18 protein-coding genes are annotated in these 20,549 nt (G+C 60.2%); 13 read left to right on the top strand and 5 right to left on the bottom strand.

What is annotated here, in order from left to right; genetic code table 11:
* Positions 1-234: 234 nt before the first annotated feature.
* Both ggt and ACWKV9_RS08995 read left to right on the top strand, forming a co-directional pair.
* A complete protein-coding gene (gene ggt / locus ACWKV9_RS09000; RefSeq protein WP_483835759.1) occupies positions 235-1,959 on the top strand; it encodes a gamma-glutamyltransferase in 1,725 nt (574 codons plus the stop codon).
* Between the two features lie 211 nt (positions 1,960-2,170).
* Positions 2,171-2,929 carry a tellurite resistance TerB family protein gene (locus tag ACWKV9_RS08995; RefSeq protein WP_483835758.1) on the top strand — a complete coding sequence of 253 codons (759 nt, stop codon included), beginning with the start codon at positions 2,171-2,173 and terminating at the stop codon, positions 2,927-2,929.
* Positions 2,930-2,935: 6 nt separating this feature from the next.
* Here ACWKV9_RS08995 and ACWKV9_RS08990 read toward each other — a convergent pair whose 3' ends face one another.
* Positions 2,936-4,087: a MalY/PatB family protein gene (locus tag ACWKV9_RS08990; protein ID WP_483835757.1), complete on the bottom strand. Its 1,152-nt coding sequence runs from the start codon at positions 4,085-4,087 to the stop codon at positions 2,936-2,938.
* Positions 4,088-4,473: 386 nt separating this feature from the next.
* On the opposite strand from ACWKV9_RS08990, the gene ACWKV9_RS08985 reads away from it, so the two are divergent.
* Positions 4,474-5,091, top strand: a complete 618-nt coding sequence (locus ACWKV9_RS08985) for a sigma-70 RNA polymerase sigma factor region 4 domain-containing protein (protein ID WP_483835756.1) — start codon at positions 4,474-4,476, stop codon at positions 5,089-5,091.
* Positions 5,084-5,815: a hypothetical protein gene (locus ACWKV9_RS08980; protein ID WP_483835755.1), complete on the top strand. Its 732-nt coding sequence runs from the start codon at positions 5,084-5,086 to the stop codon at positions 5,813-5,815. The genes ACWKV9_RS08985 and ACWKV9_RS08980 overlap by 8 nt, the downstream gene beginning before the upstream one ends.
* An 86-nt stretch (positions 5,816-5,901) precedes the next feature.
* Here the strand turns inward: ACWKV9_RS08980 and ACWKV9_RS08975 are convergent, their stop codons facing one another.
* Positions 5,902-7,056: an aminotransferase class V-fold PLP-dependent enzyme gene (locus ACWKV9_RS08975; protein ID WP_483835754.1), complete on the bottom strand. Its 1,155-nt coding sequence runs from the start codon at positions 7,054-7,056 to the stop codon at positions 5,902-5,904.
* 211 nt (positions 7,057-7,267) lie between these two features.
* Between ACWKV9_RS08975 and ACWKV9_RS08970 the strand changes: the two genes are divergently transcribed.
* The 5 genes from ACWKV9_RS08970 (at position 7,268) to ACWKV9_RS08950 (ending at position 12,486) form a co-directional block, all read left to right on the top strand.
* Positions 7,268-7,732, top strand: coding sequence for an Lrp/AsnC family transcriptional regulator (locus ACWKV9_RS08970; RefSeq protein WP_483835753.1), 465 nt, complete (start codon positions 7,268-7,270; stop codon positions 7,730-7,732).
* Between the two features lie 225 nt (positions 7,733-7,957).
* A complete protein-coding gene (locus ACWKV9_RS08965; protein ID WP_483835752.1) occupies positions 7,958-8,968 on the top strand; it encodes a zinc-binding alcohol dehydrogenase family protein in 1,011 nt (336 codons plus the stop codon).
* A gap of 10 nt (positions 8,969-8,978) precedes the next feature.
* The gene (locus tag ACWKV9_RS08960; RefSeq protein ID WP_483835751.1) at positions 8,979-10,130 is read left to right on the top strand and encodes a mannitol dehydrogenase family protein; all 1,152 of its coding nucleotides are present in this window, start codon (positions 8,979-8,981) and stop codon (positions 10,128-10,130) included.
* The gene (locus ACWKV9_RS08955; protein WP_483835750.1) at positions 10,123-11,652 is read left to right on the top strand and encodes a UxaA family hydrolase; all 1,530 of its coding nucleotides are present in this window, start codon (positions 10,123-10,125) and stop codon (positions 11,650-11,652) included. The genes ACWKV9_RS08960 and ACWKV9_RS08955 overlap by 8 nt, the downstream gene beginning before the upstream one ends.
* Before the next feature lie 114 nt (positions 11,653-11,766).
* Complete coding sequence (locus tag ACWKV9_RS08950) at positions 11,767-12,486, top strand: FadR/GntR family transcriptional regulator (RefSeq protein WP_483835749.1); 720 nt, start codon at positions 11,767-11,769, stop codon at positions 12,484-12,486.
* Positions 12,487-12,786: 300 nt separating this feature from the next.
* Here the strand turns inward: ACWKV9_RS08950 and uxuA are convergent, their stop codons facing one another.
* Positions 12,787-13,833 (bottom strand): mannonate dehydratase, encoded by a 1,047-nt coding sequence (gene uxuA, locus ACWKV9_RS08945; protein ID WP_483835748.1) that lies wholly within the window; start codon positions 13,831-13,833, stop codon positions 12,787-12,789.
* Positions 13,834-14,153: 320 nt separating this feature from the next.
* Here uxuA and ACWKV9_RS08940 point away from each other — a divergent pair, with 320 nt between their 5' ends.
* Positions 14,154-15,443, top strand: a complete 1,290-nt coding sequence (locus ACWKV9_RS08940) for an MFS transporter (RefSeq protein ID WP_483835747.1) — start codon at positions 14,154-14,156, stop codon at positions 15,441-15,443.
* A 93-nt stretch (positions 15,444-15,536) separates the two neighbouring features.
* Here the strand turns inward: ACWKV9_RS08940 and ACWKV9_RS08935 are convergent, their stop codons facing one another.
* Complete coding sequence (locus ACWKV9_RS08935; protein ID WP_483835746.1) at positions 15,537-15,776, bottom strand: AbrB/MazE/SpoVT family DNA-binding domain-containing protein; 240 nt, start codon at positions 15,774-15,776, stop codon at positions 15,537-15,539.
* A 394-nt stretch (positions 15,777-16,170) separates the two neighbouring features.
* Between ACWKV9_RS08935 and ACWKV9_RS08930 the strand changes: the two genes are divergently transcribed.
* A complete protein-coding gene (locus ACWKV9_RS08930) occupies positions 16,171-17,472 on the top strand; it encodes an NAD(P)/FAD-dependent oxidoreductase (protein ID WP_483835745.1) in 1,302 nt (433 codons plus the stop codon).
* 8 nt (positions 17,473-17,480) lie between these two features.
* Here ACWKV9_RS08930 and ACWKV9_RS08925 read toward each other — a convergent pair whose 3' ends face one another.
* Positions 17,481-18,299 (bottom strand): IclR family transcriptional regulator, encoded by an 819-nt coding sequence (locus tag ACWKV9_RS08925; RefSeq protein WP_483835744.1) that lies wholly within the window; start codon positions 18,297-18,299, stop codon positions 17,481-17,483.
* 188 nt (positions 18,300-18,487) lie between these two features.
* Here ACWKV9_RS08925 and ACWKV9_RS08920 point away from each other — a divergent pair, with 188 nt between their 5' ends.
* Positions 18,488-19,186, top strand: a complete 699-nt coding sequence (locus tag ACWKV9_RS08920) for an SDR family NAD(P)-dependent oxidoreductase (RefSeq protein ID WP_483835743.1) — start codon at positions 18,488-18,490, stop codon at positions 19,184-19,186.
* Positions 19,186-20,520, top strand: a complete 1,335-nt coding sequence (locus ACWKV9_RS08915; RefSeq protein WP_483835742.1) for an NAD(P)/FAD-dependent oxidoreductase — start codon at positions 19,186-19,188, stop codon at positions 20,518-20,520. The genes ACWKV9_RS08920 and ACWKV9_RS08915 overlap by 1 nt, the downstream gene beginning before the upstream one ends.
* Positions 20,521-20,549: the final 29 nt, after the last annotated feature.

Here is a 20,549-nt window from a genome sequence, read left to right as displayed (position 1 = left end):
GACTGATTTATGTACAGCGAGTCACCGTAAATAAATCAGTCCCCTTTAAGTCCAGCGCGGTACTCAACGGACAGTCAAACGGGACGACAGTGCCAGCGCGAAGTCGTAACGCGGCAAGATTTGGTCGCATTGGCATGGGGTAAGTTGCCCGTGAGCCGCTACTTTCAATGAGCATGGATTGCATCCGCCTCTGCGGCGCGGTCCCACATCACAACAAAATAGCGAGCTGCCCCGATGAAGTACCAACCCTTTGCCAAGTCGCTGCTTGCGACGGCACTCACCCTGAGCTTCTCCTGCGTTTACGCCGCCTCCCAAGCCCCGGTCGCCGGCGAACACGGCATGGTGGTGACCGCGCAACACTTGGCCACCCACGTGGGCGTCGATGTCCTCAAATCCGGCGGCAATGCTGTCGATGCAGCCGTCGCGGTAGGCTACGCGCTGGCGGTGGTGTATCCGGCGGCAGGCAATTTGGGCGGCGGCGGTTTCATGACCGTGCAGTTGGCGGACGGGCGCAAGACCTTCCTGGACTTCCGCGAAAAAGCACCACTGGCCGCCACCGCTGATATGTACCTGGACAAGGCTGGCAACGTGGTACCGAACCTCAGTTCCAAGGGCCACCTGGCAGTGGGCGTGCCTGGCACTGTCTCCGGCATGGAGCTGGCGCTGAGCAAGTACGGCACCAAAAAGCGTGCGGAGGTCATGGCCCCGGCGATCCAGCTGGCCCAGGACGGCTTCATGCTGGAGCAGGGTGATGTCGACCTGCTGGAGACCGCTACTGAGGAGTTTAAGCAAGACAAGGATTCCGGTCCGATCTTTCTTAATAACGGCGAGCCGATGAAGGTCGGCGACCGGTTGGTGCAACGGGATCTGGCGAGGACGTTGGGGGAAATCGCCGCCAAGGGCAGTGACGGCTTCTACAAGGGTTGGGTTGCGAAGTCGATCGTCGATTCAAGCCAGGCGGGGAAGGGCATCATCACCCAGGCCGACCTGGACAAATACAAGACCCGGGAGCTGGCGCCCATCGAGTGTGATTATCGCGGCTATCACGTTATTTCCGCGCCGCCGCCGAGTTCGGGCGGGGTGGTCATCTGCGAGATCATGAACATTCTCGAAGGCTACCCGATGCAACAACTGGGCTATCACTCGGCCCAGGGCATGCACTATCAGATCGAGGCCATGCGTCACGCCTACGTTGACCGCAACAGCTATCTGGGCGATCCGGATTTCGTCAAAAACCCACTGACTCATTTGCTAGACCCGGCCTATGCCACCCAGCTGCGGGCAGCCATTGAACCGCAAAAGGCCGGGGTCTCGCGGGATATCAAGCCCGGCGTATCTCCTCACGAGGGCAATAACACCACCCATTACTCCATCGTTGATCAATGGGGTAACGCGGTGTCGGTGACCTACACGCTCAACGACTGGTTCGGCGCCGGGGTCATGGCGAGCAACACCGGCGTGATGCTGAACGATGAGATGGACGACTTCACCGCCAAGATCGGCGTGCCGAACATGTACGGGCTGGTGCAGGGCGAAGCCAACGCCATCGCGCCCTACAAAACACCGCTGTCGTCCATGAGCCCGACCATCGTCACCAAGGACGGCAAAACAGTGATGGTGGTCGGTACGCCGGGCGGCAGCCGGATCATTACCGCCACGTTGCTGACCATGCTGAATGTCATCGACTACGGCATGAACATCCAGGAAGCGGTCGACGCACCACGCTTCCACCAGCAATGGCTGCCCGAGGAGACCAATCTGGAAACCTTCACCACCAGCCCCGACACCCAGAAGATCCTCGAAAGCTGGGGCCACAAGTTTGCCGGTCCTCAGGACGCCAACCACCTGGCGGCGATTCTGGTCGGTGCCCCGTCATTGGGCGGTAAGCCGGTGGGTAATAACCGTTTCTATGGAGCCAACGATCCACGGCGTAATACCGGGTTGTCCCTAGGCTATTGAACCCGCAACGCCGACTTTGTAGGAGCACGCTTGCCCGAGAAAGCATTCGTCCAGTCGCTGATGCATTGCCTGATCAATCGCAATCGCGGGCAAGCGCGCTCCTACAGTGGCCGAGTCGATGATTGTGCCCTCCGGGCGGGCAAACATCCGCATCCCCGTGGCTGGGCTATCTTTGATTAACCCAATACACGGTATCAATGAGGACATCGTCATGAACACCACTGATCTGCTGGAACAACTGTTGCGCGGTGGCCGCGGCTCACCGTCGCAGCAATCAGGCAATGGGGCCCCGGCTTCAGGGGGATTGGGCGGGATCGGTGGCGGGCTGGGCGGTTTGCTCGGTGGGTTGCTTGGCGGCTCTGCCAGCAGCGGCGGTGCCGGAGGACTCGGCGGTTTGCTCGGCGGACTGTTGGGCGGCGGCTCCGGGGCTGGCATTCCACGTAGCGGTCAATCGCGTTCCGGCGGCACCAACTATGCTGCGCTTGCCTCGATTGGCATGATGGCCTTCCAGGCGTATCAAGCCTGGCAGCGGCAGAAGCAACAACAGCAGCCTTGCGCAGCGCCCCCACAGAATCTGCGCACCGTCGATTTACTTGCCGGCCCCGAAGTCGAGGATCACAGCCATGCCATCCTGCGGGCTTTGATCGGCGCTGCCAAAGCGGATGGCCGGATCGACGATCAGGAAAAGCAGCTGATCAGCGCTGAAATCGGCCGCCACACCGACGACCCCGAGTTGCAGCAATGGCTGGACGAGGAGGTCGCCCGGCCACTTGATGCCGCTGACATCGCGCAGGCCGCCAAAGACCCGGCCATGGCTTCGGAAATGTACCTGGCCAGCGTGATGCTGGTTGATGACCAGCAAGACGCCGAACGCGCGTATCTCGATGAACTGGCCGGGGCACTCAAGCTTGAACCTGACCTGCAACTGCATCTGGAACAACAGGCCAAGGCCGGAGCATCGCCGGCCTGAAGTGGTTCATGCACGCGCGGCGAGACTGCGCTCCATGCGCGACAGGGCTTCTTCGAGCATGTCCCGCGGGCAGCCAAAATTCAGCCGCACGAACTGACCACAGTCTTCACCGAACTCCAGTCCCTCGCTCATCGCGACTTTGGCCTGTTCGAGGAAAAATCGCTGCGGGTGTTCCAATCCCAGCGCCGAGCAGTCGAGCCAGGCCAGGTAAGTGCTTTGCGGCAAGTGCATTTTGATGCCAGGCAGACGGGTGCGAATCGCGTTCGCCAGATAGTCGCGGTTTTCCTGCAAGTAGGCATTCACCTCGCGCAGCCAGTCGGCGCCGTCGCTGTATGCCACCTGCGTCGCCTCCAGCCCCAAGGCATTGACGCTGTCTACCAGCCCCAGGCGCCCAGCGTTGAAGCGCTGACGCAGCTCAGGGTTCTGAATCACCGCAAACGCGGTTTTAAGCCCGGCGATGTTCCACGCCTTGCTGGCCGACATCAGGGTCACACTACGCGCAGCGATAGCGGGACTGATCGAGGCGATAGGTATATGCCGCCTGCCGTCGAACAGGATGTCGGCGTGGATTTCGTCGGAAATCAGCAGCACATCGTGGCGCCCGCACGCGTCAGCGATCAGTTGCAGTTCCTCGCGGTTGAACACTTTGCCCAACGGGTTATGCGGATTGCTCAGGAGCAGGGCGCCTGCGTTTTTGAGCGCTTGATCCAACGCAGGGATGTCGGTGGGGTACTCGCCACGGGCATCGACGGTGAGCGGCAGATCGATACGCGGTAATTGCCAGTTGGCCGGCGCATGCAGCAATGGCGAGTAGTTCGGGGTTTGCAACGCTACGGCGGCGCCCTTGGGTACCAACGCATGGAGTGCCATGTTCACGCCGGGCTCGACGCCGGGCAAAAACACCAAGTCTTCAGGCTGAATACGCCAGGCATAGGCGCTCCACAGATGCTTGACCAGAGTGTCGCGCAAGCTGTCCTGAGCCACTGCATAACCCAGCATCGGGTGAGCCAGCCTCGTTTGCAGCGCATTCAAAATGGCAGGCGCCACGGGTAAATCCATGTCCGCAACCCACATTGGCAGAACGTCGTCCGCGTACTGGCTCCATTTCTTACTGCCCGTCTCGCGTCGTTCGATGGCACTGTTGAAGTTGATCGTCATTTCAGTCTCGGTATCGGGCTTGTCCGCCAATTCTGGTGCAGTGCGGCGCAGTTGAGAAGTGTTGCTTACATCTAGAACCGCTCGCTCCTACAGGATTTGTGTCAGGCCGATAATCGGACCCTGGATGACGTTTTCTGTAGGAGACAACTTGTTGGCGAGCGCCTTGACGCGGTACACCAGATACACCGCCTCGCGAACATGTTCGCTCCTACAGGATTTGTGTCAGGCCGATAATTGGATGGCGAACTCGATAAAGTAGCCCCCACAGGCTACATCTTAGAAAGTAGCCTCTGGAGGCTACATTTAGTAAAGTAGCCTCCAGAGGCTACTCTTTTCGCTATGTGCACTATAGTGACGTCATAGCGACGGTGATTCAGGATATTTCCATGACGATTAAAGCGGTGCTGACCGGTGATTTGATTCATTCGCGATCGGTTGGCGACACCCAGGCCTACCTCGCCGGCCTGAAAAAAATACTGGCTGGCCTCAAGACCCTCTACGGCTTCAAGGCCCAGACCTACCGCGGCGATGGTTTTCAGGTAGAGCTCAAGGATGCCAGCCAGGCGCTGCATTGCGCGCTGGCCATCCGCGCGGGTCTGATCGGCGCGAGCCCTAAACAAGAACGCTGGGATGCCCGAGTGGCGGTGGGCATTGGTGCCGCCGAGTCACGTGGCAGTTATGGCGAAGCGTTCGTCTTGTCCGGCCAAGGCCTGGACGGCATGAAGAAGGTCACACTCGCCGTGTTCTCCAGCAACGACCGGTTTGTCGAGCGGGCTGAACTCAGTACTGAGTTCGTCGCCGCCGTGCTGGACAAGTGGACGGTGGTGGAAGCGCAGACTTACTGCCTGCATCTGCTCGAAGACTCCGATCAGGAAACCATCGCCCGGGCATTGGGCAAATCCCGGGTCACGGTCAACAAAACCCTGAACCGCGCCCAGGCCCGACTGCTGGATCGCTACTTGAAAAGCATCAGCCAATGGATCAAGGAGATACCCGATGCGTGATGCGCAGGTTTTGCTGCTGTTGTTGATTCTGGGGCACATCGGCCTCGATTACCTGTCGTCGTCCTGGCGCTCAAAAGCGAGACGCCCCCGAGGTCTGGGGTTGGTTTTGATCACCGTGGTGGCGTTCACGCTGATCTTCGGTTCAGTCATTAACCTGTTCGGCAACAGCGTCGGGTTTTCGCTGATGGCAGGGCTCGCGGTCGGTGCGTGCTGGGCCGTGACGCGCTGGCTGGCGGGCAAAGTCACCTGGAAATTCGCGTTCGCGCTGCGCTACGGCATCAACCTGGCGTTCATCGTCGGGGTTTGGTTGACGGCTCAAGCGGAGTGGCCCGCCGCGTGGGTGTTCCTCAAGGGGATGCTCAACCCGCACAACCTTTTACTGCTGCTGGGCTATGTATTGGTGCTCAAGCCAGCGTCGATGGTGATTGGTTCGATCCTCAGTCCGTGGCTGCCGTCGGTCAACACCCAAGGCACACTGAAGAGCGCCGGTACCTTGATCGGCTACCTGGAGCGGGTGCTGATTTTGACGTTTGTTCTGCTCAAGCAATGGGAGGCCATCGGCTTCTTGCTCACCGCAAAAAGCATTCTGCGTTTCAACGACATCAAAGGTATCGAGCAGCGGGCGCTGAGCGAATACGTGCTGTTGGGGACACTGCTGAGTTTCACCACCAGTATCGGAATAGGTTTGGTTGTGGCGAAATTGCTGGTGCTGGCAGTGGGCTAAACCAAGGGAGAAATACAAAAAGTAGCCTCTACAGGCTACTTTCGTAAAGGTAGCTTGTAGAGGCTACTTTTCACCATCAGGCTGAATTACCAAAACGTAGGCTGACTAACGAGGCACGCACTCAACGCCTCGATCGCTGTGTCCACATCTTCTGTCTGGGTGTACCGGCCAAGGCTCAAGCGTACGCCGGTGGCCGCTTTCTCAGGACTCAGACCCAACGCCATCAACACGTGGGAAGCGCCACCGGCAGCCGAGTTGCAGGCCGAGGTGGAAGACACCGCCAGCGCGTGGGACAGGCTCATGACATTGAAGCCCGGACTGTCGACGCAGACATTCAGCGTATGGGGGATGCGTTGTTGCCCGCAGCCATTGAGCGTGACGCCGGGCAGCTTCAGCAGACCGTCGCGCAGTCGGGCCGACAGCGCAGTGATGCGTTGGGTTTCCTCAACCATCTCGGCGCTGGACAACGCAAACGCAGCGCCCATGCCGACGATTTGATGAGTCGCCAGGGTGCCGGACCGAAAACCCTGTTCATGACCGCCACCGTGCATTTGCGCGTCCAGCAACGGCCATGCGCGCTCGCCGATGTACAAGGCGCCGATGCCTTTGGGGCCGTAGGTTTTGTGCGCGGAGAAGGACATCAGGTCGACGTCCAGACTGCTCAGGTCAATGGCGACCTTGCCGGTGCCCTGGGCAGCGTCCACATGGAAAATAGCCCCGTGTTCGCGAACGATACGCCCGATGCTGGCGATGTCGGTCAAAGTGCCCAGTTCATTGTTCACCAGCATCAGCGACACCAGCAGCGTGTCGGCGCGCAATGCCTGACGTACTGCTTCAGGCTGGATGAGGCCCTGGCTGTCCGGTTCAAGCCAGGTCACCGGATGACCGGCCTGCTCAAGTTGGCGAACGGTGTCGATGACCGCTTTGTGTTCGATGCGGCTGGTGATGAGGTGGCGGCGCGTAGGCTCGCTGCCTGAGGCGACGCCCTTGATCGCCAGGTTATTGGATTCTGTTGCGCCCGAGGTCCAGACCAGTGCTTGCGCTTGGGTGCCTACTAGCTCGGCCACTTGCCGGCGGGCCAGCTCTACGGACTGGCGGGCCTGGTTCCCATAGGTGTGGGAATTGGAGGCGGGGTTACCGAAAGTGCCTTCTCTGCCAAGGCAGGTGACCATGTGCTGGATGACACGGTCATCGACAGGCGTGGTGGCTGCGTAATCGAAATATAGGGGGAGATTGGACATGTTCGGCCTGCGCTGTCTGAAGATGCAAAAAGGTTACTAGCGTCAAACCGAAAAAAAATTGATAAGTGGCCGTCCTTAGAAAGATAAATGCGAATATATTTCGCTTTTTTGGTGGTTTTGAGGAATCTGAATCCAGCGACTGTTCATTCTGGTTTATCGTTGTGCTCATTTGGCATAACCGGCCCCTTCATTACTCACCGGAGCAAGCGTCTTGGATAAGTTCGATCAAGCGATTCTGAGCATCCTGCAGACCGACTGCACCCGACCCATCGCTGAGATAGCCGACGCGATTGGCCTGGGCAGCACGGCCTGCTGGCGGCGGGTTCAAAAGCTGGAAGAGCAGGGCATCATCCGCCAGCGGGTAGCATTGCTCGACCCCAAGCAGCTGAAAGTGACCGTGACGGTTTTTGCGGCGATCCGTACCAATCAGCACAACGCTGACTGGCTGGAGCGTTTTCACGCGTTGATGGCCACGCTGCCTGAAGTTGTGGAGTGCTACCGCATGGCGGGCGACACCGATTACATGCTGCGAATGGTGGTGCCAGACATCGCAGGCTACGACGCGGTGTACAAGCGATTGATCCGCTTGCCTGGTATCACGGACATCAGTTCGAGCTTCGCCATGGAGCAGATCAAATCGACTACTGAGCTGCCATTGAGCTATTTAAGCTCCTGATCGGCAGTCTTTCCAAAAACCATAATCTGGTAAGGCCAATTACCTTTTAACTTAATTGGTCTTGCCAATATCGATTTGCCTGTGTAGCTTTTTTCTAACGGCGCCTGGCCCTGTTGCCGTGCATCAGGCCGCGCCCCCAGGATCACAACAACAAAAGATCACTCCCGCAAGCAGATGGCCCGCGCGCCATCAACGCTCACGGCGTGCCTGGTCTGGAGAAAAGCCATGCTTACAGTCGTCTGCGAAAAACCTGGATCCCTGCTGGCGCAAGACCGTGCCAAGCCTGCGCGCGCACCGGGAGAGACCTTGGTCAGAATCAAGCGCGTCGGGGTCTGCGGAACCGACTTGCACATCTTCAACGGCAATCAGCCGTTCCTTGAATACCCCCGGGTCATGGGCCACGAGTTCTCGGGCATCGTCGAGGAAAGCGAGGCGGGCAGCGGGCTCGAAGCGGGGGATCTGGTGTACGTGATGCCGTACCTGTCCTGTGGTGACTGCATCGCCTGCCGTCAGGGCAAAACCAACTGCTGCGTGCGCATTCAGGTATTGGGCGTGCATCGCGACGGCGCGTTCACCGAGTACCTGAGTCTGCCCCATGGCTTCGTGCTCAAGGCCAACGGCGTGACGCTGGACCAGGCAGCGATGATCGAATTCCTCTCCATCGGCGCCCACGCGGTGCGGCGTTCGGACATCCAGAAAGGGCAACGCGCGTTAGTGGTCGGCACCGGCCCGATCGGCATGGCGGCAGCGATTTTTTCCCGCCTGCGCGGTGCCAACGTCACCGTGCTCGATACCCGCGAAGATCGACTGTCGTTCTGTCAGCAATACCTGCACGTGGACAACGCCGTGCTGATCGGCGACACCGACAAGCAGCAGCTTGAAGACCTGACCCACGGCGAGTTCTTTGACGTTGTGTTCGACGCCACCGGCAATGCCAAGGCCATGGAGCGCGGCTTCGAGTTCATCGCCCACGGTGGCAAATATGTACTGGTGTCCATCGTGCGCGACACCATCAGCTTTTCCGACCCCGAATTCCACAAGCGCGAAGCGACGTTGATGGGCAGCCGCAACGCCACTGTCGAAGACTTTCGCTACGTTGAGCAGTGCCTGCGCGACGGTCTGATCCCGGACGCAGCGCTGAACACGCACCGGATGAAACTGGACCAGGTGACCACGCAGTTCACCACGCTGCTGGACCCGTCCCAGGGCGTGGTCAAAGCCATTATCGAATGCTGAGGGACGGGCGATGAGCGATTCAAGTATTGCGCCGATCCTGCAGTTCGGCACCAGCCGCTTTTTACAGGCCCATGCCGACCTGTTCATTTCAGAAGCGCTGGCGCGGGAAGAGGCTATTGGCCGAATTACCGTGGTGCAGACCACCGACAACCCGGCCAGCACCGAGCGCACCAAGGCGCTGGCATCCGGCGCGGGCTACCCGGTGCGGATTCAAGGCATGGACAACGGCCAGGTAATCGATGAACAGCGCTGGTCTTCATCGATCAGTGGAGCGCTGAACGCGAGTCAGGACTGGCCGCTGATCCGGCAGGCCATGCTGCGCAATGTGCAGGTAGTGATCTCCAACACCGGGGATCGCGGCTACGTATTGAGTGACGCCGACGCGCCTGCGCTTCTCGCGAATGACGCAGCGGCGCCGGTCAGTTTTCCAGTCAAATTGCTGGTGTTGCTGCACGGTCGCTGGCAAGCCAATCCTGATGCGCCGCTGTCGTTATTTCCGTGTGAATTGGTATCGCGCAATGGCGACGTGCTGCGTGACCTGATCATCAGCATCGCTCGGCAGTGGGACCTCGATGCTTCCTTTATCACGTACCTGCATGACACCTGCCACTGGGCCAATTCGCTGGTGGACCGCATCGTCTCGCAACCCATCGAGCCGGTCGGCGCTATTGCCGAGCCCTACGCGTTGTGGGCTATCGAGGAGCAGGCAGGTCTGGTTTTGCCCTGCACCCACCCGGCAATCGTCGTGACCGATCAACTGGATCATTACGAGCACTTCAAGCTGTTCATGCTCAACCTGGGACATACCTGGCTGGCCGAGCGTTGGCGCGAAGATGCGCGCCCAGCGGACGAAACGGTGCATCAGGCGATGAACGATCCGACGCTGCGCGAAGATCTGGAAAGTCTCTGGGAGCAGGAAGTAATGCCGGTGTTCACCGCGCAAGGTCATCAGGCGCAGGCGCGGGATTACCTGGCCTCGGTGCGCGACCGTTTCCTCAATCCGTTCTTGCAGCATCGGATCGCCGATATCGCGCAAAACCACGAAGAAAAAAAACGCCGCCGCTTTCTCCCGGTTGTGGAACTGGCAGGCAGGCTGATACCTGATCTGGCGCAACCTCGACTCAAGGCCGCGCTGGCTGAAATGGGGAACGCACATGACTGAACAAACGGCGTCTTTAATCGTGCTGTCGGCGGGCGACGATGTAGCGGTCGCGCGGCAGGACATTGCAGCAGGGCAAACCGTCAGCGCGGACAGGGTGACGGTCATCGCCCAGGCCGACATTCCGTCCGGGCACAAAATCGCTCTGCGCGTCGTGGCGGCGGGCGACGTCGTGCGCAAGTACGCTCAAGTTATCGGTGTCGCCAGCCTCGCCATCACTCCCGGTGATCACGTACATGTGCACAACCTGGAGATGTCCAGCGGTGCGTCTGACCATGAGTCCGGCACCCTGTATGCGCCGACCTCACCCGCCGCCGATGCGCTGACCTTCGACGGATATTGGCGCGATGACGGTCGAGTGGGCACGCGCAATTTCATCGGCGTGATCGCCAGCGTTAACTGCTCGGCCACGGTGTGCAAAGCCATCGCCGAGGCCTACAAGGGCAAAGCGCTGGCGGACTGGCCCAACGTAGACGGCGTGGTGGCGATCACCCACGGCAGCGGTTGCGGCATGGGGGCCAAAGGCGAGGGCTTCGACATTCTCAAACGCACCTTGCGCGGGTACGCCAATCATCCCAATTTCGCCGGTGTGCTGATGATCGGTCTGGGCTGTGAGGTCAACCAGATCACGCCGTTGATGGAAGAGCTAAGCCCGCGCGCGCCGCAGTTGCTCGCCAGCCTGATCATTCAGGAATCCGGAGGCACCCGGGAAACCGTGCGCGACGGTATTGCTCTGATTGAGCGCATGCTGCCCATCGTCAACGACGCGCAACGCAGGCCTGCCCCGTTGAGCCATCTCACGGTCGGTTTGCAATGTGGTGGCTCGGACGGCTATTCCGGGATCAGCGCCAATCCGGTATTGGGCGCAGCGGTGGATCAGGTGGTGCGTCATGGCGGTACGGCAATTCTGTCGGAAACCCCGGAAATCTATGGTGCAGAACACCTGCTTACCGCTCGCGCTGCGTCGGCGCAGATCGCGGATCGACTGATGTCGCGCATTCACTGGTGGGAGGATTACGTGCGTCAGCACGACGGCGACATGAACAACAATCCCTCGCCGGGGAACAAAGTGGGTGGCATCACGACGATTCTCGAAAAGTCCCTCGGGGCGGTGGCCAAAGCCGGTTCGACCGGGCTGATGGGCGTGTATTTGTACGCGGAGCCTGTCGACGCCACTGGCTTGGTGTTCATGGACACGCCCGGTTATGACCCGGTGTCGGCAACCGGTCAGGTCGCAGGCGGCGCCAATCTGATCTGTTTCACCACCGGCCGTGGCTCGACCTATGGCTGCAAACCGGTGCCGTCGTTGAAGCTTGCCACCAACACCAAACTGTTCGAGCACATGACCCTGGACATGGATTTCAATGCGGGCACGGTGGTGGATGGTTCCGAATCGGTGGCGGCGGCCGGGGAGCGACTGTTCCGGTTGATGATTGAAACTGCCTCGGGCAGGCAGAGTTGCAGCGAGGAAAACGGCCTGGGTGACAACGAATTCGTGCCTTGGCAACTGGGCGCGGTGATGTAGTCCGCTGTATCGATTTGGCGTGGGATTGTGGAGGGGGAATCGTCGGCAATAGCTCCTCGCAGCGCCTGCGGGGAGCTGTGATATGCTCCGGCGCAGACCCTCGGAACCCGATTCATGACCGCGCCAAGCCTCCCCACCGAACGCCGCCTTTACCAGATCACCGCCGACCGTTTGCGCGAGCACATCCGCAAGCACGACATCAAACCCGGTTCGCGCCTGGCGCCTGAGCGCGATCTAGCGCAATTGCTGGGCGTGTCTCGGCCATCGCTCCGTGAAGCGCTGATTGCTCTGGAGATCGAAGGCAGTGTCGAGATCCGCATGGGCTCGGGCATTTACGTGTGCGAGCATTTGCTGGGCGTCAAAGGCAAAACCCTTACCCTGGGCGAAAGCCCGTCTGAGCTGATGCAGGCCCGGGCGCTGATCGAGGGTGAATGCGTGATGCTGGCCTGTCTGCACGGCAGCAAGGCCGATTACCGTTATTTGCAGGCGTGCATCGACAAGATGCGCGAAGGCGTGGAGAAGGGCGTCCCGGCGCTGGAGGACGACCGCAAATTCCACCAGCGCCTGGCGAAGATGAGCGGTAATTCGACGCTGGTGCGCATCATTACCTCGCTGTTCGAAGAGCGCTACAGCCCGTTGTCGGCCCACATCAGCGAACATTCGGAAAACCGCCAGACCTGGGCCACTGCCGTCACCGAGCACGAAGCCATTCTACGCGCAGTCCAGGCCCGCGACCTGATTGGCGCCCAGACCGCCATGCGCCAGCATCTGCGGAAATCCGAAGAGCGCTGGCTCGAAGGGATGGACGCCGAAGTCAACTCGGCGGGGGATTGACACCTCGGCAAAGCGTTTGATTCTGGCCGCAGGCCGTGTCGATCGTCCTGAGACCATGCACAAATCCGTGGGAGCGGACCTGTCCGCGAAGGCAATGTGTCAGGCGCTACAGATGGACTGGATGTACCGGCCTATTCGCGGACAGGTCCGCTCCCACGCGTTTTTCTATCCCGTGGTTTGATCGTTCCCGCGCGATGTGAACGATCAACGCAATCGCTGTAGGAGCGAACTTGTTCGCGAGGCGTTGGGTCAGGCAAATCGTCTCGCGAGCAAGCTCCCTCCCACAGTAGTATCACCTCGTCACACAGGCATTGCCTTCCTGATCCCTTCCCATAATCCATTCAGGTAAACCGCCCCCAGCGCGCGGTCGTACAGGCCGTAGCCGGGTTTGCCGGTTTCGCCCCAGATCATGCGGCCGTGGTCGGGGCGGTAGTAGCCTTCGAAGCCCGTCTCGACGTAGGCCTTGACGATCTCGGCCATGTCCAGCGAGCCATCTTCGGAGCGGTGCGCGGTTTCGTAGAAATCCCCCGCCTCAGTAACTTTGACATTGCGCAGATGAGCAAAATGAATGCGCCCTTGACCACCAAATTCGCGCACCAGTGAAGGGATGTCATTGCCCAGATCAGCGCCCAGCGAACCCGAGCACAGCGTCAGGCCATTGGCCGGATCGTCGACCATCGCCATCACTAGGGCGAGATCCTCGCGATTCTTGACCACCCGAGGTAAACCGAAAATCGGACGCGGCGGATCGTCCGGATGCAGGGCCATTTTGATGCCGACTTCACTGGCCACCGGGATCACCCGCTCAAGGAAATACCCTAACCGTTGGCGCAGAGTGTCTTCGTCCACTTCAGCGTATTCAGCGAGCAACGCCTTGAGCGCAGCGGGTTCATAACTGACGTCCCAGCCGGGCAGGGTCAGGCCGTTATCCAGATTGATCTGGTCGATCACCGACACGTCGAACGCGAGTGTGGTGGAGCCGTCCGGCAGCAGTTTTTCCAGCGTGGAACGGGTCCAGTCGAACACCGGCATGAAGTTATAGCAGACCACTTTGATGCCGCATGCGGCGAGATTGCGCAGGGTCTGGCAGTAGTTTTCGATCAGCTGGTCGCGATTGGGCAGGCCGCGCTTGATGTCTTCGTGGACCGGGACACTTTCGATCACGTCCAGCTCCAGGCCATGGGCGTTGACGTTGGCTTTGAGCGCGGCGATGCGCTCCACAGGCCAGACTTCACCCACCGGCACGTCGTAAATGGCCGACACCACACCGGTCATGCCAGGGATCTGCCGAATGTATTGCAGGGTTACCGGGTCGCTGTCGCCATACCAGCGGAACGTCATCTTCATGGGCAATTCCTTATTGTTCTGATAGCCAGTGCTGCGCAAGCCGGGCGAGCCGGACGATATTTCGTCGCTGCAAACGGCTCGGTGGAAGGCGGCGAAAACGAGTATAGATTGGTCAGGCCAAAATTGGAAAGTCACGACCGGCGGAGAAAAAAGCGCGGATAAAATCGCTTTCAGGCTTTCCAAGTAACGGTTTTGCGGTCTAGTATCGGCCGGTATCAGCGATTTGGTCAGGCCAATTGAGGTTTTTTTCGATAGCCTTCCTCGCGCGCTGAAGCTCCAAAAGCAGTCTTACTCATAAAAATAATTACGGAGGACTCGCCATGCAGAAAGGGCGCTGGTTGGTAATATTTCTGTGCTTCCTCGCGGTCGCAATCAACTACATAGACAGGGCCAACCTCGCGGTGGCCGCCCCCTATATCCAGAAAGAACTTGGCCTTGGCCCCGGACAAATGGGCCTGCTGCTCAGCGGATTCTTCTGGACCTACGCACTGATGCAAATGCCCTTCGGCTGGTTCGTCGACAAAGTGGGCGCCAAGATTGCGCTGCCACTGGCGGTGGCCTGGTGGTCGCTGTTCACCGCCGCAACTGCTGGAGCCAACAGCCTGGCTTCGATGTTCGGTTGCCGGCTGATGCTCGGCGTCGGCGAGGCGGGTGCTTATCCTTCCTGCGCCAAAATCGTCAGCCAATGGTTCGATGTCAAAGAACGCGGCTTCGCGACCAGCATTTTCGACAGTGGCTCGCGGGTCGGCTCAGCGTTGTCGATTCCCGTGGTCGCTCTGATCATTGAGCTCTGGGGATGGCGCGCCTCGTTCATCATCACAGGGGCGGTGGGCATCATCTGGGTGGTGGGCTGGTTCCTGATCTACAAGGAACCAAGCGCGGTCGCGGCTATCGAGCAGAACGACGCCAACAAGGCTGCAACCCTGGCGGCGCAACCCAAAGTGAAGTGGGCCTCGCTGTTCCGCCATCGCACACTGTGGGGAATGATGCTCGGCTTCTTCTGCCTGAACTTCGTGATTTACTTCTTCATCACTTGGTTTCCTACCTATCTGGTGCAGGAGCGCGGCTTTTCCCTTAAGTCACTCGGCACATTGGGGACGATTCCGGCGGTGGCCTCCATCGTGGGCGGCTGGATTGGCGGGCTGACGTCTGACGCCCTGTACCGTCGTGGCTGGAGTCTGACCGCAGCACGCAAAACCTGCATCGTTGGCGGCATGCTGATGTCGTCGAGTATTTCGCTGTCGGTATTCACCGAAAGCACCTACGCAATGCTCGGCTTTTTCAGTTTGGCCTACGCCAGCCTGGCATTTGCCGGTGCCAGCATCTGGTGCTTGCCAGCGGATGTTGCGCCAACACCGTCCCACGTGGCATCGATTGGCGGCATCCAGAACTTCGCGTCGAACACGGCCGGGATCTTCATCACCACGTTTACCGGCTTCATGCTGGTGATCGGCAATGGATCGTTTACCGCGCCGCTGCTGACGGCCGGTGCGTTTGCGCTGTTGGGGGCCTTCAGTTACCTGTTCATCGTCGGCAAGATCGAGCCGTTGTCCGCCATTCCCGGGGAGAAGCCTGCGGATGAGGCCGGTGGTGTCGCACAACGTTTTTAGCCGAAACGCAAAACGCTCACGGCCCTCTATTGGGGCCGTGAGCGTTTTGCTTTGATTGATGCGGACGTGTTGATCCGCAGGTCTTCGTCGGGATCAGGTGCGGTATTGAAGTGAGGACTTTTGGTTCATGTCTTCAAGGCGGTCGGCCAGCTCATCTACTCGATCCCTGACTTTCGGGGTAGTGGACAGAGTGACTGTGTGTTTCTCGACGTCGATATCGACGAAGAACAGCGCCGAACCCACATCGACGCCCAATTCCTGAAGCACGGCATCTGGAATTCTGATGGCGCCGTCGCCATCCCAGTCTTCGATCGTGACTTGTATCCCGGTCATCAGGCGTTTCCTTATTGATTCGCTATCGGCGATTGGCTGCGGTGACGCTTTATAGGCGTCGTTCAAGCACGCCGTCTACCTATGACCTGCACTTGGCGTGCCGAATTCAATTCAAGCCGGAAACAGCGGACGATCCGGTCAATTCAGGGGGCTGCAGGATCTGATGTTTGATCAGAGCGACCGTGTTCGCGAGGCAACGCCGTTGACAAACCGCCTCGCTAACCAGTTGGCTCCTACATAAACCGCAAATCCTCAAGCCCGTGCCCGACCGATGCGGCCCTCATCGCGGGCTGTATCTCACCATGTGAGAGCATGGCGCCGTTCATGGTGCCAAGGCTTGCCGCTGTTTTGCCCGCGGGGTAAACCTTGGGTATCGAACGACGCAGGAACGCCCATGTACCCGCACATCTTGCATGTTTACAGCGATCTTTCACTGCCCAAAAGCGCCGACGTCGTGATCATCGGCGGCGGTATTGTCGGGGTGTGTACGGCCTACTTTCTGGCGGAGCGCGGGATCTCGGTGGTGCTGGTGGAGAAGAGCGGCATCGCCCACGAACAGTCCTCGCGCAATTGGGGCTGGGTGCGCACCATGGGCCGCGATATCGCCGAGATTCCGTTAGCGATCGCCAGTCTGAAACTGTGGGACAGCTGGTCAGCCCGGCTCAAGCGCGACACCGGCTTTACACGCGCTGGCATCCTCTACGCCTGCGAATCCGAGCAGGACATCGCCACCCACACCGCGTGGCTGGAGCAGGCCGAACCCTTGGGCATTCAGGCCAAGTGGCTGGACCCTGCGCAGATCGATGCCCGACTGGGCACCAAAGCGCCAACTTCCTGGACCGGCGCGTTGTACACCGCCACTGACGGGCGCGCCGAACCCGATATCGCCACTGCGGCCATTGCCGAAGGCGCCCGGGCACTGGGCGCAAAATTCTTCACCCGCTGCGCCGCCCGTGGCCTGGAAACCGAAGCGGGCCGGGTCAGTTCAGTGATCACGGAACTGGGCGAAATCAAATGCAAGACCGTGGTACTGGCAGCCGGCGCATGGTCCAGCCTGTTTTGTCGCAATCTGGATATTCGCTTGCCGCAGTTGCGGGTCCTGGGTTCAGTCATGCGCACCGCGCCGCTGCCGGGCGGGCCTGAGTGCGCGGTGGCCACCGATACCGTGTCATTCAGAAAACGTGCCGACGGTGGGTACACCCTCGCCATGCGCAACGCCAACATCGCGCCGCTGGTGCCCGACAGTTTTCGCTACCTGCCGGACTTTCTGCCGATGGTCAAAGCCCACCATCGGGAATATCGGCTGCGGGTCACCGGCCAGAGCTGGCAGGAAATGAACACTCCAGGCCACTGGGCGAACGATCAGCCAACGCCGTTCGAGACCCAGCGCATCTACGATCCCAAACCCGTCGATGCCTTTCTGGACCAGGCGTTGGTGATGTTGGCCAAGCAGTTTCCAATATTTGCCGGGGCGAAAATCGAGCAACGTTGGGCCGGTTTGATCGACGTGACGCCCGACATCATCCCGGTGATGGATCAGGTAGATACGCTTCCCGGCTTTTATCTCGCCACCGGATTTTCCGGGCATGGCTTTGGTGTCGGCCCCGGCGCCGGGCACTTGATGGCCGACCTGATCACCGGCCACCCACCGCTGGTGGACCCCACGCCGTTTCGTTTCGCGAGATTTGCCCGATGATGGGCGAATCAGGCGCGCTCGAACGGCGGGCTCAAACGCTCGGCAATGGAGTGGGCTTCGCGCTGCATGGCTTCGACCAGACGCTGCTGATAGGGCTCGGTGAGGCGCGAGGTCAACAGGGCGCTGCTCAAAGCCCCCAGCGGTGCGCCCTCGTTATCGCAAATCGTAACGGCAACGCCGGTGTAAAGCGGAAGAATCTTGTCGCTCAGACCGCAGGTGAAACCCTGACGACGAACCTGCGCTATGGCGTCGCGCACGTGCATGGCTGCGATGCCATATTCACGCTGCAGTCGCGGCGCGTTGTGGCTGATTATTTCGTTGCGCTTGGCGGTAGGCATGTGGCTCAGCAGGGCCAGCGAACCCTGGCCGACGCCACTCAAGACCCGCGAACCCACGCAGTGAGCGAAACTTTTGGTGGGGTTTGCGCCTTCCTGAATTTCCAGACACAGCGCGTAATAGCCATCCTGCACGAACAGAAAAAAACTGTCCTGAAACGTCTCCGACAGACGCATCAAGGCGGGCCGCGCCAGCTCTCGCAGGCCGCCGGTATTGCCTGCCTGCGCACCCAGAGTCAGCAGTTCGTAGCCCAGAAAATAATGGCCGCGCACCCGTGGCAAACGCACGAACCCATAGGACTTCATGGCCTTGAGCAGACGGTACAACGTGGCGCGGCTCAATTGAGTCTCGGCACTCAGGGTTTCGATGCTTGCGCCCGACTCACCCCGCGCTGCAATGGCCTGCAGAATTTCAAACGAACGGTCCAGCATTTGCGTGCCTTGGGTACTGCAACGAGGCGCACGCATTGGCAATGATTCGGTTTGGGTCACGTTTTCGTCTCCCTGGAAACTGGCGATTACTGGCCCATGATCAGCCAGGGCTGAGGGTCAATGCACAAAGCGATGGTCGCCGGGCTCTGGTCGATAACTGTTCGCAAGGTGCGTTGCAATATCCAGGCCTTGAGCGTGTGTCGTGCAACACGCCTATGCCCCAACGACTGATTTGAAGGAGTACCGCCATGCAGCAACAACGAGTCGCGCTGATTTCCGGTGCCAATCGTGGCATTGGAGAAGCCATCGCCAGGCAACTGGTTGGCAATGGCTGGTGCGTGTCATTAGCTATGCGCACGCCAGCGGCGGCGGCCTGGCATGACGTCGATTCGGTACAGGTCGTGGCCTACGACGCCACGGATCTGGCGGCCGAGGCGCGCTGGGTCGCTACCGCACTGGAGCGTTTCGGGCGCATCGATGCCGTCATCGCCAACGCGGGCCTGATGATCCGTAAAACGGTAGTCGAAGCCGACGAGGCCGACATGGACGCGCTGCTGGACGTCAACGTTAAGGCGCCGCGTCGACTGGCTGCCGCCGCGTGGCAGGCTTTGAGTGCCAGCGGCAGAGGGCGGGTGATCATCATGGCTTCGCTGTCCGGCAAACGCGTCAAGTCAGCCGCATCGAGTTTGTACTCGGTCAGCAAATTTGCCGCCCTGGGCCTGGCTCATGGGTTGCGCCACAGCGGTTGGGATCTCGGGATTCGCGCGACGGCCATCTGCCCCGGCTTCGTCGCCACCGACATGGCCCGCAGCCTGAGCACCCGCGAAGATTCGCAGATGACCGCGCCGGCCGATCTGGCCGCGCTGATCAACACCTTGCTGGACCTGCCCAACGAAGCGAGCGTCGCGGAGTTGAATATCAATTGCCAACTGGATGACAGCTACTGATGCCCGGACCTCGCGTAGTACCCGTACAGGGTGACGAACAACTGCCTGACCGCGTTGATGTGGTCGTCATTGGCGGCGGCATTATTGGCGCGTCTACCGCGCTGGAACTGGCCGAGCGCGGCCTGAAAGTGGCGCTGTGTGAAAAAGGCGGCATCGGTCACGAACAATCCAGTCGTAACTGGGGCTGGGTGCGTATTTCCCGGCGCGACCCACGCGAACTGCTGTTGATGGCCCACGCCCTGACTTTGTGGGATGGCCTGGCCGCGCGCATCGGCAAGGATGTCGGCTACACCCGCTCAGGGATTCTGTTTACCTGCGCCGATGAAAAAAGCTACGAAGAGCACGAACGCTGGAAGCGCAATCTGGAGGAGTACCCGGTCAACGCAAGGATGGTCTCCGGTGCCGAGCTGGGCAGCCTGTTGCCCGAGGTCAATCGGCTGCGGGTCAAGGGCGCGCTTTACACACCGGATGACGGACGCGCCGAGCCACAGCAGGCGGCACCGGCGATTGCCGAAGCCGCGCGGGCCAAAGGCGCGTACATCCTGACCGAGTGCGCCGTCCGAGGGATCGAGCAATCGGCGGGGCGGGTCAGCGGCGTCATCACCGAGCGCGGCGCCATCGCCTGTTCGTCAGTGGTATTGGCGGGCGGCGCGTGGTCAAGCCTGTTCTGCTCGCCCCTGAGCGTGCATCTGCCGCAACTCAAAGTGCTCAACTCGGTGATCCGCACCACGCCCATGTCAGGCGGCCCTGAGTCCGCCATCTGGACCACCGATTTTGCCGTGCGCAAACGCCAGGATGGCGGTTACACCGTCGCCTCGGGCCACGAAAACATCGCCGACATCGTGCCCGATTCGTTCCGCCACGCCCGGCAGTTCATGCCCGCGTTCAAGCAAGAGCGTGCTTCGTTGTCCCTGCGTTTGGGGCAGCGTTTTTTTCAGGAAGCGGTGCTGCCGCGACGCTGGGCGCTGGATGAAGCCAGTCCGTTCGAATACCGCCGCGTGCTCGATCCGGTGCCTTCGATCCGCCAATCCAATCGGGCGCTGGAGAATCTGACCAAGGCGTTTCCGGTGTTCAGCAACGTGCGCATTGCCCAGCGTTGGGGCGGGATGATCGACGTTACGCCCGATGCGGTGCCGGTGATCTCTTCCGTGGAAGCCATACCAGGGTTTTTCATCGCCACGGGCTTCTCGGGCCACGGCTTTGGCATCGGACCTGCAGCAGGAAGATTGATGGCCAATCTGGTCGCCGGCGAAACACCCATCGTCGACATCAAGGCGTTCAGCCTGTCGCGCTTCAGCGACGGCTCGACACCCAAGCCCATTTCCGGATTCTGAGAGGACGCGACCGCACGCAGCAGCCTAGA

It is taken from the genome of Pseudomonas corni, assembly GCF_057128765.1.
The sequence above is the reverse complement of the archived record's forward strand: the minus strand, read 5'-3'. Positions and strand labels throughout refer to the sequence as shown.

Bases quoted from the DNA above. Each gene is read 5' to 3' on its own strand.
- ACWKV9_RS08940 (WP_483835747.1), top strand. From the start codon at position 14,154: ATGCAGAAAGGGCGCTGGTTGGTAATATTTCTGTGCTTCCTCGCGGTC.
- ACWKV9_RS08990 (WP_483835757.1), bottom strand. From the start codon at position 4,087: ATGACGATCAACTTCAACAGTGCCATCGAACGACGCGAGACGGGCAGT.
- ACWKV9_RS08980 (WP_483835755.1), top strand. From the start codon at position 5,084: ATGCGTGATGCGCAGGTTTTGCTGCTGTTGTTGATTCTGGGGCACATC.
- ACWKV9_RS08975 (WP_483835754.1), bottom strand. From the start codon at position 7,056: ATGTCCAATCTCCCCCTATATTTCGATTACGCAGCCACCACGCCTGTC.
- ACWKV9_RS08950 (WP_483835749.1), top strand. From the start codon at position 11,767: ATGACCGCGCCAAGCCTCCCCACCGAACGCCGCCTTTACCAGATCACC.
- ACWKV9_RS08995 (WP_483835758.1), top strand. From the start codon at position 2,171: ATGAACACCACTGATCTGCTGGAACAACTGTTGCGCGGTGGCCGCGGC.
- ACWKV9_RS08960 (WP_483835751.1), top strand. From the start codon at position 8,979: ATGAGCGATTCAAGTATTGCGCCGATCCTGCAGTTCGGCACCAGCCGC.
- ACWKV9_RS08915 (WP_483835742.1), top strand. From the start codon at position 19,186: ATGCCCGGACCTCGCGTAGTACCCGTACAGGGTGACGAACAACTGCCT.
- ACWKV9_RS08920 (WP_483835743.1), top strand. From the start codon at position 18,488: ATGCAGCAACAACGAGTCGCGCTGATTTCCGGTGCCAATCGTGGCATT.
- ACWKV9_RS08985 (WP_483835756.1), top strand. From the start codon at position 4,474: ATGACGATTAAAGCGGTGCTGACCGGTGATTTGATTCATTCGCGATCG.
- ACWKV9_RS08930 (WP_483835745.1), top strand. From the start codon at position 16,171: ATGTACCCGCACATCTTGCATGTTTACAGCGATCTTTCACTGCCCAAA.
- ACWKV9_RS08955 (WP_483835750.1), top strand. From the start codon at position 10,123: ATGACTGAACAAACGGCGTCTTTAATCGTGCTGTCGGCGGGCGACGAT.
- uxuA (WP_483835748.1), bottom strand. From the start codon at position 13,833: ATGAAGATGACGTTCCGCTGGTATGGCGACAGCGACCCGGTAACCCTG.
- ggt (WP_483835759.1), top strand. From the start codon at position 235: ATGAAGTACCAACCCTTTGCCAAGTCGCTGCTTGCGACGGCACTCACC.
- ACWKV9_RS08965 (WP_483835752.1), top strand. From the start codon at position 7,958: ATGCTTACAGTCGTCTGCGAAAAACCTGGATCCCTGCTGGCGCAAGAC.
- ACWKV9_RS08935 (WP_483835746.1), bottom strand. From the start codon at position 15,776: ATGACCGGGATACAAGTCACGATCGAAGACTGGGATGGCGACGGCGCC.